This is a genomic window from Micromonospora sp. DSM 43699, assembly GCF_055517075.1.
The window spans coordinates 15,175-27,465 of record NZ_JBTMMT010000051.1 but is presented as its reverse complement, the minus strand read 5'-3'; the positions used below and the strand labels follow the sequence as shown (position 1 = coordinate 27,465).

General features: G+C 71.2%; 11 protein-coding genes. 10 read left to right on the top strand and 1 reads right to left on the bottom strand.

What is annotated here, in order from left to right:
* The first annotated feature begins 19 nt into the window (after window positions 1-19).
* Window positions 20-463, top strand: coding sequence for a helix-turn-helix transcriptional regulator (locus AC0AIB_RS22280; protein WP_328347781.1), 444 nt, complete (start codon window positions 20-22; stop codon window positions 461-463).
* Between the two features lie 10 nt (window positions 464-473).
* A complete protein-coding gene (locus AC0AIB_RS22275; RefSeq protein ID WP_328347779.1) occupies window positions 474-884 on the top strand; it encodes a VOC family protein in 411 nt (136 codons plus the stop codon).
* A gap of 28 nt (window positions 885-912) precedes the next feature.
* Here AC0AIB_RS22275 and manD read toward each other — a convergent pair whose 3' ends face one another.
* The gene (manD, locus tag AC0AIB_RS22270) at window positions 913-2,121 is read right to left on the bottom strand and encodes a D-mannonate dehydratase ManD (RefSeq protein ID WP_328347777.1); all 1,209 of its coding nucleotides are present in this window, start codon (window positions 2,119-2,121) and stop codon (window positions 913-915) included.
* 249 nt (window positions 2,122-2,370) lie between these two features.
* On the opposite strand from manD, the gene araB reads away from it, so the two are divergent.
* From araB to AC0AIB_RS22230, 8 genes are all read left to right on the top strand, one after another.
* A complete protein-coding gene (araB, locus tag AC0AIB_RS22265; protein ID WP_465097414.1) occupies window positions 2,371-4,068 on the top strand; it encodes a ribulokinase in 1,698 nt (565 codons plus the stop codon).
* Entirely contained in the window at window positions 4,065-4,742 is a 678-nt protein-coding gene (locus AC0AIB_RS22260; protein WP_328347774.1) for an L-ribulose-5-phosphate 4-epimerase, read from the top strand. Before araB ends, AC0AIB_RS22260 begins: the two co-directional genes overlap by 4 nt.
* A 173-nt stretch (window positions 4,743-4,915) precedes the next feature.
* Window positions 4,916-5,932: an ABC transporter substrate-binding protein gene (locus AC0AIB_RS22255; RefSeq protein ID WP_328347772.1), complete on the top strand. Its 1,017-nt coding sequence runs from the start codon at window positions 4,916-4,918 to the stop codon at window positions 5,930-5,932.
* 62 nt (window positions 5,933-5,994) lie between these two features.
* Window positions 5,995-7,542 (top strand): sugar ABC transporter ATP-binding protein, encoded by a 1,548-nt coding sequence (locus AC0AIB_RS22250; protein ID WP_465097413.1) that lies wholly within the window; start codon window positions 5,995-5,997, stop codon window positions 7,540-7,542.
* Window positions 7,539-8,609: an ABC transporter permease gene (locus AC0AIB_RS22245; RefSeq protein WP_328347768.1), complete on the top strand. Its 1,071-nt coding sequence runs from the start codon at window positions 7,539-7,541 to the stop codon at window positions 8,607-8,609. Before AC0AIB_RS22250 ends, AC0AIB_RS22245 begins: the two co-directional genes overlap by 4 nt.
* Window positions 8,606-9,598, top strand: a complete 993-nt coding sequence (gene yjfF / locus AC0AIB_RS22240; protein ID WP_328347766.1) for a galactofuranose ABC transporter, permease protein YjfF — start codon at window positions 8,606-8,608, stop codon at window positions 9,596-9,598. The genes AC0AIB_RS22245 and yjfF overlap by 4 nt, the downstream gene beginning before the upstream one ends.
* Before the next feature lie 31 nt (window positions 9,599-9,629).
* Complete coding sequence (araA, locus tag AC0AIB_RS22235) at window positions 9,630-11,135, top strand: L-arabinose isomerase (protein ID WP_328347764.1); 1,506 nt, start codon at window positions 9,630-9,632, stop codon at window positions 11,133-11,135.
* A 6-nt stretch (window positions 11,136-11,141) separates the two neighbouring features.
* Window positions 11,142-12,164 (top strand): LacI family DNA-binding transcriptional regulator, encoded by a 1,023-nt coding sequence (locus tag AC0AIB_RS22230; RefSeq protein WP_328347762.1) that lies wholly within the window; start codon window positions 11,142-11,144, stop codon window positions 12,162-12,164.
* Window positions 12,165-12,291 lie beyond the last annotated feature (127 nt).

Sequence of the window (12,291 nt, the reverse complement as noted above, 5' to 3'; positions counted from 1 at the left end):
GCCGTGGCACGATCACGGGATGACCAGCAGATCCGCCCCGGAGCAGCAGCTACGCGACCTGGCCCGGCTGCGCCGGGTGCGGGACCGGATCGACCGGGAGTACGCCCGGCCGCTGGACGTCGAGGCGCTCGCCCGGGGCGTGCACATGTCGGCCGGGCACCTGAGCCGGCAGTTCCGTCGCGCCTACGGTGAGTCACCCTACGCCTATCTCATGACCCGGCGGATCGAGCGGGCGATGGCGCTGCTGCGCCGGGGCGACCTCAGCGTCACCGAGGTCTGCTTCGCGGTCGGCTGCGCCTCGCTGGGCACCTTCAGCACCCGCTTCACCGAGCTGGTCGGCGTCCCGCCGAGCAGCTACCGGGCGTCGTCGACGCCCGGATCGGCGGAGCCGCCGCCGTGTCTGACCAAACAGGTGACCCGGCCGGTCAGGAATCGAGAAGCGCCCGCACCGGTCATCACCTAGCGTGATCAGCATGGATCTCACCATCGACACCTGCGTCCTGCCGCACGACGATCCGGACGCCTCGCTGGCCTTCTACCGCGACATCCTCGGTTTCGAGGTCCGCAACGACGTCGGGTCGGGCAGGATGCGCTGGATCACGGTCGGCCCGCCCGGCCAGCCCGGCACGTCGATCCTGCTGGCGCCGCCGGCCGTCGACCCGGGCGTCACCGACGAGGAGCGCCGCACCATCGCCGAGATGATGGCCAAGGGCACCTACGGCTGGCTGATGCTGGCCACCCCCGACCTCGACGGCGTCTTCGAGACGGTGCAGGCCGGTGCCGCCGAGGTCGTCCAGGAGCCGATCGACCAGCCGTACGGGGTGCGCGACTGCGCCTTCCGCGACCCGGCGGGCAACCTGATCCGGGTCAAGGAGCTGCGCTGACCGTCCGGTGGCCCGGTGGTGGCCCGGCTCACCAGGGGTGGACGGTGCCGTCCTCCAACCGGTTCACCGGCAGGTACGCCGGGGCGTACGGGTAGCGGGCCGCCGCCTCCTCGTCGATGTCCACCCCGAGGCCGGGGGTCTCCGCCGGGTGCAGGTAGCCGTCGGCGTAGTGGTAGCCGTGCGGGAAGACCTCGTCGGTGGCGTCGGTGTGCCGCATGTATTCCTGCAGCCCGAAGTTGGGGATGGCGATGTCGAGGTGGAGGGCGGCGGCCATGCAGACGGGGGAGAGGTCGGTCGCCCCGTGTGAGCCGCTGCGCACGTGGTGCAGCGCCGCCAGGTCGAAGATGCGCCGCAGGTGGGTGATCCCGCCAGCGTGCACCACCGTGGTACGGATGTAGTCGATGAGCTGTTCCCGGATGAGCTGGGCGGCGTCCCAGACGGTGTTGAACACCTCGCCGACGGCGACCGGGGTGGTGGTGTGCTGGCGGATCAGCCGGAAGCCCTCCGGCAGTTCGGCGGGGACCGGGTCCTCCATCCAGGTCAGCGCGTGCGGTTCCAGGCTCTTGCCGAGCCGGGCCGCCTCGATCGGGCTGAGCCGGTGGTGCACGTCGTGCAGCAGCCGCAGGGTCGGGCCGAACTCGTCGCGTACCCGGGCGAAGACGGTCGGCACGTGGGCCAGGTACCGCGCGGTGGACCAGGTCGCCTCGCTGGGCAGGGCGGCGTCGGCCGGCTCGTAGAACAGCTTGTCGGCGCTGACCCCGTAGGTCTTCGGCAGCCCCGGCACGCCGCACTGCACCCGCACCGCCCGGTAGCCGAGGTCGACGTAGCGGGCGACCTCGACCAGCACGTCCTCGACTGTCTCGCCGTTGGCGTGCCCGTAGACGGTGACCCCCTCGCGGGACCGGCCGCCGAGCAGCTGGTAGACCGGTAGGCCGGCGACCTTGCCCTTGATGTCCCACAGCGCGGTGTCCACGGCGGCGATCGCGCTCATCGTCACCGGTCCGCGTCGCCAGTACGCCCCCTGGTAGAGGTACTGCCAGGTGTCCTCGATCCGGGCCGGGTCCCGCCCGATCAGCAGCGGCACCACGTGGTCGCGCAGGTACGACGCGACGGCCAGCTCCCGGCCGTTGAGGGTGGCGTCACCGACGCCGGTGACCCCCTCGTCGGTGACGATCTTCAGGGTGACGAAGTTGCGGCCCGGACAGGTCACGATGACCCGGGCGTCGACGATCCTCACGTGGCCTCCTCCGGATCGCCCCGAAGTCTGGAACCGGCCGTGGAGGTGTGTCAAGAGCCCACCCGGCCGAACGGATGTGACCGCTCACCTGCTCGACGCATGTCGACCGCTCGATGGCTGGTCGGGACGGTGGCCGTGGACCCTGTGCAGGGGCTGCCAGAGATGGTTACGGCAGTGTTACATGGAAGCGCCTTGACGGATTCCATGTGAGCGCTAACACTTGCCCCCAACGATTGAACGGAGAACGGCATGGATGCAGGCGCGAAGCCGCAGGACCGGTACGTCGTCGGCGTCGACTACGGCACGCTGTCGGGTCGGGCGCTGGTGGTGCGGGTCGGCGACGGCGCCGAGCTGGGCACGGCGGTGCACGAGTACCGCCACGCGGTGATGGACACCACGCTCGCCGTCGACGGTCGGCCGCTGCCGGCCGACTGGGCGTTGCAGGACCCGGACGACTACCGCGAGGTGCTGCGCCAGGCGGTGCCCGCCGCGCTGGCCGAGAGCGGCGTCGACCCCGCCCAGGTGGTCGCCGTCGGCATCGACTTCACCGCCTGCACCGTGCTGCCCACCCTGGCCGACGGCACCCCGCTGTGCGAGCTGCCCGACCTGCGTACCCGCCCGCACGCCTGGGTGAAGCTGTGGAAGCACCACGCCGCCCAGCCGCAGGCCGACCGGATCAACGCGCTGGCCCACGCCCGGGGCGAGTCCTGGATCGGCCGCTACGGCGGCAAGATCTCCGCCGAGTGGCAGTACGCCAAGGGCCTGCAACTGCTGGAGGAGGACCCGGAGGTCTACGCCCGCGCCGAGCGGTGGATCGAGGCCGCCGACTGGATCGTCTGGCAGCTCTGCGGCGTCGAGACCCGCAACGTCTGCACCGCCGGCTACAAGGGACTGCTCCAGGACGGGCACTACCCGTCGGCGGCCTACCTGGCCGCGTTGAACCCCGGCTTCGCCGACTTCGTCGCCAAGATCGACGGGCCGCTGGCGCAGTTGGGTGCGCGGGCCGGTGGGCTGACCGCGCAGGCCGCCGCCTGGACCGGGCTGCCGGAGGGGATCGCGGTGGCTGTCGGCAACGTCGACGCCCACGTCACCGCCGCCGCCGCGCAGGCGCTGGCCCCCGGCCGGTTGGTCGCCATCATGGGCACCTCCACCTGCCACGTGGTCAACGGCACCGAGCGGGCCGAGGTGGCCGGCATGTGCGGGGTGGTCGACGGCGGGATCAGCGCCGGCTCCTGGGGCTACGAGGCCGGCCAGAGCGGCGTCGGCGACATCTTCGGCTGGTACGTGAAGCACGCCGCCCCCGCCGGGTACGCCTCCCACGAGGCGCTGACCGAGGCCGCCGCCGCGCAGCCGGTCGGCGCGCACGGGCTGGTGGCGCTGGACTGGTGGAACGGCAACCGCTCGCTGCTCGTCAACCACGACCTCAGCGGGGTGCTCGTCGGGCTCACCCTGGCCACCCGCCCGCCGGACGTCTACCGTGCGTTGCTGGAGTCCACCGCGTACGGCACCCGCATGATCATCGAGGCGTTCGCCGAGGCGGGAGTCCCGGTCGACGAGCTGATCGTGGCCGGTGGGCTCACCGGCAACAGCCTGCTGATGCAGATCTACGCCGACGTGACCCGGCGTCCGCTGGGCATCATCGGCTCGGCGCAGGGGCCGGCCCTGGGCTCGGCGATCCACGCGGCGGTCGCGGCCGGGGCGTACCCCGACGTGCCGACCGCCTCGGCGGCGATGGGCCGGGTGGACCGCGAGGTGTACCGGCCCGACCCGGAACGGGCCCGCGCCTACGACGCGCTCTACGCCGAGTACCGCCGGCTGCACGACCACTTCGGCCGGGGCGGCGACGACGTGCTGCTGCGGCTGCGGGCCATCCGCAACGCCGCCCGCCAGGCGGCCGTCGCGCCGTCGGCCGAGACGACCATCGAGTCCCTGGAGGTGCCGGCATGACCCTCGACCTCGACGCCGAGGTGGCCCGGCTGCGCGAGCAGGTGGCCACCCTGCACGGCGAGCTGGTGCGCTACAACCTGGTGGCCTGGACGGCCGGCAACGTCTCGGCCCGGGTGCCCGGCCGGGAGCTGATGGTGATCAAGCCGAGCGGGGTGTCCTACGACGACCTGCGGGCCGACAACATGATCGTCTGCGACCTCGACGGCGTGGTGGTCGACGGCGACCTCTCCCCGTCCAGCGACACCGCCGCCCACGCCTACGTCTACCGGGCGATGCCCGAGGTCGGCGGGGTGGTGCACACCCACAGCGGGTACGCCACCGCCTGGGCCGCCTGCGGCGAGGCGATCCCGTGCCACCTCACCGCCCAGGCCGACGAGTTCGGCGGCGAGATCCCGGTCGGTCCGTTCGCGCTCATCGGCGGCGACGACATCGGCAAGGGCATCGTGGCGACCCTGTCCGGGCATCGCTCACCGGCGGTGCTGATGCGCAATCACGGCGTGTTCACCATCGGCCGGGACGCCCGCGCGGCGGTGAAGGCCGCCGTGATGTGCGAGGACGTGGCCCGTACCGCCCACCTGGCCCGGACGCTCGGCACGCCCGTGCCGATGGCCCGGGCGGACATCGACTCACTCTACGACCGTTACCAGAACGTCTACGGGCAGCCGGGGCCGTAACCCCCGACCTGGCCCGTACCCGCCACCGGCCCGCCCCGCGGGTCCGGTCGATCCACCGCAACCCGATGCACCAACCCCTGGAAGGTCCGGCCTGCCCGGCGTGCCGTGCCGGCCGGTCCTCCCCCGTAGTAGCACCCCATCCCCCACCTCATCCCCGTACAAGGAGTCTTCACATGGCGAAGACCGGCATCACCCTCACCCGGCGCGGCCTCGGCGCGATGCTCGCCGTCGGCCTGCTGGCCGGCGGACTCGCCGGCTGCGGCAACAGCGACACCGACACCGACGGCGACAGCGGCAGCACCGGCGGCAACAGCAAGCTGGTCATCGGTTTCTCGCAGGTCGGCGCGGAGAGCGGCTGGCGCACGGCGAACACCAACTCGATCAAGGAAGCCGCCACCGAGGCCGGCTACGAGCTGAAGTTCGACGACGCGCAGGGCAAGCAGGAGAACCAGATCAAGGCGATCCGCAACTTCATCCAGCAGAAGGTCGACGTGATCGCCTTCTCGCCGGTGGTGGAGTCGGGTTGGGACACCGTGCTCAAGGAGGCCAAGGACGCCAAGATCCCGGTGATCCTGACCGACCGGGCCGTCGACTCGGCCGACAAGAGCCTCTACAAGACCTTCATCGGCTCGGACTTCGTCAAGGAGGGCAAGCTCGCCGGTGAGTGGCTGGTCAAGGAGAAGTCGGCCGCGACCGGCCCGGTGAACATCGTCGAGCTGCAGGGCACCACCGGCGCGGCGCCCGCCAACGACCGCAAGAAGGGCTTCGCCGAGGCGATCGCCGCCAACCCCAACCTGAAGGTCGTCGCCTCGCAGAGCGGTGACTTCACCCGGGCCGGCGGCAAGCAGGTCATGGAGCAGTTCCTCAGGGCCAACCCGAAGATCGACGTGCTCTTCGCGCACAACGACGACATGGGCCTGGGCGCGCTGGAGGCGATCACCGCGGCGGGCAAGACGCCCGGCAAGGACATCACCATCATCACCGTCGACGCGGTCAAGGACGGCATGCAGGCCCTGGCCGACGGGAAGTTCAACTTCATCGCCGAGTGCAGCCCGCTGCTCGGCCCGCAGCTGATGGACCTGGCCAAGAAGGTCAAGGCTGGCGAGGAGGTCCCGGCCCGGGTCGAGACCGAGGAGACCACCTTCACCCAGGAGCAGGCCAAGACTGCTCTGCCCAACCGGAAGTACTGATCCGACCGGAGGCCGCCGCGTTCGGCGCGGCGGCCTCCGCTTCCGAGGAAAGGTTCGGTGGGATGTCGGATAGGCATCCGGTCCTGACGATGACCGCGATCAGCAAGCTCTTCCCCGGGGTCCGCGCCCTCGACGGCGTCGACCTCCGGCTCTTTCCCGGTGAGGTGCACGCCCTGATGGGCGAGAACGGCGCCGGGAAGTCCACCCTCATCAAAGTGCTGACCGGCGTCTACGGCACCGATTCCGGCACCATCACCCTCGACGGCGCAGAGGTCTCCTTCTCCGGCCCGATGCAGGCCACCGCCGCCGGGGTGAGCACCGTCTACCAGGAGGTCAACCTCCTGCCCAACCTGTCGGTGGCGGAGAACATCTACATCGGCCGGGAGCCGCGCCGGCTCGGTGCGGTCAACTGGCGCGAGATGCGCCGCCGGGCGCAGGAGCTGCTGGCCCGCATCGACCTGCACATCGACGTCACCGAGCTGCTGGGCAGCTACTCGCTGGCCGTGCAGCAGATGGTGGCGATCGCCCGCGCGGTCGACATCCAGGCCCGGGTGCTGATCCTCGACGAGCCCACCTCCAGCCTGGACGCCGACGAGGTGGCCCAGCTGATGCGGATCATGCGGCAGTTGCGCGACGACGGCATCGCGATCATCTTCGTCACCCACTTCCTCGACCAGGTGTACGCCATCGCCGACCGGATCACCGTGCTGCGCAACGGCCGGCTCGTCGGCGAGTACCTGACCAGCGAACTGCCGCAGATCGCGCTGGTGGAGAAGATGATCGGCAAGGAGCTCGACGCCCTGGAACGCCTCGACGAGGCGACCAGCGGCGAGGACCGGGCGGCACTCGAACAGGGCACCCCGCTGGTGGCTGCCGACGGGCTCGGCCGGTCCGGTTCCGTCGCGCCGTTCAGCCTCACCATCCACCAGGGTGAGGTGGTCGGCCTGGCCGGGCTGCTCGGGTCGGGTCGTACCGAGGTGGCCCGGTTGTTCTTCGGCGCGGACCGCGCCGACGCCGGCCGGCTCGCCGTGGGCGGCACCCCCGTGACGATCCGCAACCCGGTGGCCGCCATCGACCGGGGCATCGCCTTCTGCTCCGAGAACCGCCGCACCGAGGGCCTGGTCGGCGAGCTGTCGGTGCGGGAGAACATCATCCTGGCCATGCAGGCGGCCCGGGGCTGGCTGCGGCCGGTGCCCCGCCGCCGGCAGGACGAGCTGGTCCAACACTGGATCAAGGCGTTGAGCATCCGGCCGGCCGACCCGGAGATGCCGGTGCGCAACCTCTCCGGCGGCAACCAGCAGAAGGTGCTGCTGGCCCGGTGGCTGATCACCGAACCCCGGCTGCTGATCCTGGACGAACCGACCCGGGGCATCGACATCGGTGCCAAGACCGAGATCCAGCGCCTGGTGGCGCAGCTCTCCGACGGCGGGATGGCGGTGCTGTTCATCTCCGCCGAGCTGGAGGAGGTGCTCCGGCTCAGCCACAAGGTCGCCGTGATGCGCGACCGGCGGCTGGTCAGCGAGCTCACCAACGACGACACCCTCGACGCGGCCCGCATCATGCAGGCCATCGCCAGCGGCAGTTCGCAGGAAGGGACGGTGCCGGCATGAGCACCGCACGGGCCCGCCTCACGGGCGTCACCGGTCACCGGCTCTTCTGGCCGCTGGTCGTGCTGGTGCTGCTGCTGGTGGCGAACGTCATCTACCGGCCGAGCTTCCTGTCGGTCGAGTTGAAGGACGGCCACCTCTACGGCAGCCTCGTCGACATCGTCCGGCTCAGCGCCCCGCTGATCCTGGTCGCCCTGGGGATGTCCCTGGTGATCGCCACCGGCGGCATCGACCTCTCGGTGGGCGCGGTGGCCGCCGTCAGTGGTGCAGTGGCCTGCCTGTACATCAGCAAGCAGCCCGACCAGAACAGCCTGGCCGTGGTGCTCACCGCGGTGGCGCTCGGCTTCGGGGTCGCCCTGCTGCTCGGCGCGTGGAACGGCATCCTGGTGGCCGGGATCGGCATCCAACCGATCATCGCCACGCTGATCCTCATGGTGGCCGGCCGGGGCCTGGCCCAGCTGATCGCCGAGGGGCAGATCATCACCATCAACAGCGATCCCTACAAGGTGATCGGGGTGGGGCACCTGCTGACCCTGCCGTTCGCGATCGTCATCGCGCTCGCGGTGACCCTGCTGGTGGCGGTGCTGACCCGGCGTACCGCGCTCGGGATGATCATCGAGTCGGTCGGCGGGAACGCCGAGGCGAGCCGGCTGGCCGGCATCCGCTCCCGCCGGATCACCTTCCTGGTGTACGTGGTGAGCGCCGCCTGCGCGGCGATCGCCGGGTTCATGATGACGGCGAACGTCTCCAGCGCCGACGGCAACGCGGTCGGGCTCTGGGTCGAGCTGGACGCCATCCTGGCCGTGGTCATCGGCGGCACCGCGCTGGCCGGCGGCCGGTTCTACCTCGGTGGCAGCGTGATCGGCGCGTTGCTCATCCAGACCCTGACCACCTCGGTGTACGCCATGAACATCGACCCGCAGACGTCACTGCTGTTCAAGGCGGTCGTGGTGATCGTGGTCTGTCTCATCCAGGCCCCGGCCTTCCGGGCGCGGTTCCGCCGTCGGCGCAGCGTCCCGGTGACTCCGGTGGAGCCGGTCGGCACAGAGAAGGAGCAGGTTCCGGCATGACCACGACCCCGTTGGCCGCCCGTGCGGGACGTGCCTGGTGGCGGGTGCCACCCCGGCACGTGCCGGTGCTGGCCACCCTCGCCCTGCTGCTGGTGATGTACTCCATCGGCGTCTCCCAGTACCGCGCGTTCTCCAACATCCAGGTCGTCTTCAACGTCTTCATCGACAACGGCTTCCTGCTTGTCGTCGCGGTCGGGATGACCTTCGTGATCCTCACCGGCGGCATCGACCTGTCGGTCGGGTCGGTGGTGGCGATGACCGCGATGGTGTCGGCCTCGCTGTTGGGTGACGGGCTGCACCCCGCCCTGGTGCTGCTGATCGCGCTGCTGCTCGGCCCGGCCCTCGGCTTCGCCATGGGCTGCGTGATCCACTTCTTCGACATCCAACCGTTCATCGTCACCCTGGCCGGGATGTTCTTCGCCCGGGGCATGTGCACCTGGATCAGCACCACCTCGATCCCGATCACCGACGGCTTCTGGACCACCGCCGCCCAGCACCGGATCCATCTCGGGGAGAACTTCGTCTCGATCAGCGTGCTGATCGCCCTCGCGGTGCTGGCGATCGGGGCGGCCGTGCTGGCGTACACCCGGCTGGGTCGCAACGTGTACGCCATCGGCGGCAACCAGCAGTCCGCGCTGCTGATGGGCCTGCCGGTGGGCCGTACGAAGATCGCGGTCTACACCATCAGCGGGCTCTGCTCGGCGATCGGCGGGATCCTGCTCTCGTTCTACACCCTGTCCGGGGCCCCGCTGATCGCGGTGGGCATGGAGCTGGACGTGATCGCGGCGGTCGTCATCGGCGGCACCCTGCTCACCGGGGGGTCCGGTTACGTCTTCGGCACCCTGCTCGGGGTGCTGGTGCTCAGCATCATCCAGACGTTGATCACCTTCGACGGCACGCTGAACTCGTGGTGGACCAAGATCGTCATCGGTGGCCTGCTGTTCGTGTTCATCCTGCTCCAACGCCTCGTCGGCATCCGTACCAAGTGACCCTCGCCAGTCCCACCGGAAGGCAACGCCCATGACCAACCCATCCCCGGTCGCCGAGGTCTGGTTCCTCACCGGCAGTCAGGGCCTGTACGGCCCGGAGACCCTGCGCCAGGTGGCCGAGCAGTCCCAGCGGATCGCCGAACGGCTCGACGCCGACCCGGCCGTCCCGGCCCGGGTGGTCTGGAAGCCGGTGCTGACCTCCAGCGCCGAGATCCTGGCCGTCTGCCGCGACGCCGCCGTGCAGGGTGCGGTCGGGGTGATCGCCTGGATGCACACCTTCTCCCCGGCCAAGATGTGGATCTCCGGGCTGGACGCGCTGCGTACCCCGCTGCTGCACCTGCACACCCAGGCCAACGTGGAACTGCCCTGGTCCGAGATCGACATGGACTTCATGAACCTCAACCAGGCCGCCCACGGCGACCGGGAGTTCGGGTACGTCCAGACCCGGCTCGGCGTCGCCCGCAAGACCGTCGCCGGGCACGTCAGCGACCCCCGGGTCGCCGCCCGGATCGGCGCCTGGACCCGGGCCGCGATCGGGCACGCCGAGATGCGGTCGCTGCGGCTGGCCCGGTTCGGCGACAACATGCGCGACGTGGCGGTGACCGAGGGGGACAAGGTCGAGGCCGAGCTGCGCTTCGGCGTCTCGGTGAACACCTACGGCGTCAACGACCTGGTCGACGCCGTGGACGCCGTCGCCGACGCCCGCATCGACGAGCTGGTCAAGGAGTACGACGACAGCTACCGCCTGGTCGCCGAGCTGCGCTCCGGCGGCGACCGGCACGACTCGCTGCGCTACGCCGCCCGGATCGAGGCCGGCCTGCGCGACTTCCTCGACGCCGGTGGGTTCCGCGCCTTCACCACCAACTTCGAGGACCTGGGCGGGCTGCGGCAACTGCCCGGCCTGGCGGTGCAGCGGCTGATGGCCGACGGGTACGGCTTCGGCGGCGAGGGCGACTGGAAGACCTCGGTGCTGGTGCGCACGCTCAAGTCGATGTCCGTCGGCACCACCGGCGGCACCTCGTTCATGGAGGACTACACCTACGACCTCACCCCCGGCCGGGAGTTGGTGCTCGGGGCGCACATGCTGGAGGTCTGTCCGACCATCGCGGCGGCCACCCCGAACGTCGAGATCCACCCGCTGGGCATCGGCGGCCGGGAGGACCCGGTCCGGATGGTCTTCGACGCCCAGCCCGGCCCGGCGGTGGTGCTCGGCCTGGCCGACATGGGGGAGCGGTTCCGGCTGGTGGCCAACGAGATCGACGTGGTCGCCCCGCCGTACCCGCTGCCGAAGCTGCCGGTGGCACGGGCGGTGTGGCGGCCCCGGCCGGACCTGGCCGCCTCGGCGGAGGCCTGGCTCACCGCCGGCGCCCCGCACCACACGGTGCTGTCCCAGGCCGTCGGGGTCGAGGAGCTGCACGACCTCGCCGAGATGGTCAGCACCGAGCTGGTCGTCATCGACGCCGACACCACCCCCCGGCGGCTTGCCGACGAGCTCCGTTGGAACCAGGCCTACTACCGCCTGGCCCGGGGTTTCTGAGCTGCCATGGGCCAGCAGCGGCGCGAACGCGCCGCGGTGATGAGCGACGTCGCGCAACTCGCCGGGGTGTCGCACCAGACCGTGTCCCGGGTGCTCAACAACCACCCGAGCGTGCGGCCGGAGACCCGGGAGCGGGTGCTGCGTGCCGTGCACCAGCTCAACTACCGGCCCAACGCCCTGGCCCGGGGGTTGGCCGGCCGGCGCTCCCGGGTGATCGGTGTGGTCAGCTTCGACACCATCCTGTTCGGGCCGGCGGCCACCCTGCTGGGCATCGAGCGGGCCGCCCGCGCCGCCGGGTACGGCATCAGCATCGTCACCCTGGAACGGCTGGACCGCAGCGGGACGCGGTCCGCCATCGACGCGCTGACCGAGCAGTCGGTGGCCGGCGTCGTCGTCATCACCCCGATGATGACGGCGTCGGTCGCCGTGCACGGCCTGCCGACCGGCGTGCCGGCGGTGGTGGTCGAGGCCAGCGGCGAGCGCGGTGAACTGCCGAGCATCTCCGTCGACCAGGTGGCCGGCGCCCGGCTGGCGGTGCGGCACCTGCTCGACCTCGGGCACGAGACGGTGTGGCACATCGCCGGTCCCCGGGACTGGCTGGAGGCCCGGGACCGGGTCGACGGGTGGCGGCAGACCCTGGAGCAGGCGGGCCGCCGCGTGCCCCCGGTCATCGTCGGCGACTGGAGCCCCCGGGCCGGCTACGAACTGGGCCAGGCGCTTGCCGCACGCCCCGACGTGACGGCGGTGTTCTGCGCCAACGACCACCAGGCGCTCGGCCTGCTGCGCGCCCTGCACCAGCGGGGTGCCCGGATTCCCGAGGACGTCAGTGTGGTCGGCTTCGACGACATTCCCGAGGCCGAATACCTCTCCCCGCCGCTGACCACCGTGCGGCAGGACTTCGACGAGGTCGGCCGCCGGTGCGTGGCCGCCCTGCTGGAACTCCTCGACGGCACCGGCGCGAGCACCCCCCGACCCCAGGTCGAACCGGTCCTCGTCGTCCGCGCGAGCAGCGGCAACCGCCGCCCCTGAGCCGGGCGTTCCGTCGGCGTCCGCCGCTGCCGAGCCGGCGGCGGAACCGACAGGTCCGGGTGCGCCGTCGCGGCGGCGTCAACGGGTGGCGACCCGGGGCGGCCCCTCGGTGACGATGGGGTGACGG